2 protein-coding genes are annotated in these 825 nt (G+C 54.7%); both read left to right on the top strand.

The window, feature by feature from the left end; all coding sequences use genetic code 11:
• The first annotated feature begins 81 nt into the window (after positions 1-81).
• Complete coding sequence (locus CKO35_RS17535) at positions 82-468, top strand: TonB-dependent receptor domain-containing protein (RefSeq protein ID WP_274600874.1); 387 nt, start codon at positions 82-84, stop codon at positions 466-468.
• A gap of 168 nt (positions 469-636) precedes the next feature.
• Positions 637-825 (top strand): transposase (locus CKO35_RS17530; protein ID WP_200173378.1); only part of this gene is annotated, 189 nt, incomplete at its 3' end.

Below are 825 nucleotides of genomic sequence, written 5' to 3'. Positions count from 1 at the left end.
AGTACATCGAGATGGAGTACAACAGCGACCGGCTCCACTCGTCCCTGGGGTACATCACCCCTCAGCAACATTTTTTAGCGGTTGCTGCTTAATCCGTGTCCGCTGCGACTTGACCAGAACAAGGGTGAGAGAGTTTCCACCTTGGCGCCGGCTAATCAGGTCACCGTTTTCGGCACCTACAAACCAGGCGGCCAGAATAGCCGCCTAGCCCTTGGTGGCGGCGCTCGTTGGCAGGATAAAACTTGGGGATACGTGACCAATCCGGTGGTTGGCACGGTCAAGCATACTGTAGATGACTATTGGGTGTTCGATGCGATGGCGAGTTATCGTTTCAACAACAACCTTACCGGGTCGCTCACCATCAACAATTTGCTCGACAAGAATTACTACACCATCTTTGACTGGTACAGCACCTACACGTGGGGAGAGCCGCGTAATGCCATTTTGGCGCTGAGGTACTCGTTTTGAACAACTCTGGCATGGAGTTTATTAGAGGCCTTTCTCCGCGGCTTCCGCTCTCCTTCTTGTGCAGGCGCCATCTGGATCGATGTTCAATCCTGTTTCACTCGGATTGAAGTGGTCCAATTGTAGCGGACACCCCGTTAAGCCCTCGTAGGCTATGCATTGGAGGTGTTCATGAGCAAGAAGGCACGACGTCGATACACGGCGGAATTCAAGGCTGAGGCAGTGGCGTTGGTTGAGCGCCAGGGGTATGGGGTGGCCGAAGCTGCCCGGTCTCTGGGAATCAATCGCAGCCTGTTGGATCGGTGGTTGCGCAAGGAACGTGAGCGGCAATCTCCCCAGCATGACCAACAGGAGGACCAG

Origin of the sequence: Ectothiorhodospira shaposhnikovii (assembly GCF_016584105.1) — a bacterium.
Taxonomy (GTDB): domain Bacteria; phylum Pseudomonadota; class Gammaproteobacteria; order Ectothiorhodospirales; family Ectothiorhodospiraceae; genus Ectothiorhodospira; species Ectothiorhodospira shaposhnikovii.
Note: the sequence above shows the minus strand (reverse complement) of the source record. Positions and strands in the feature narration are given on the sequence as shown.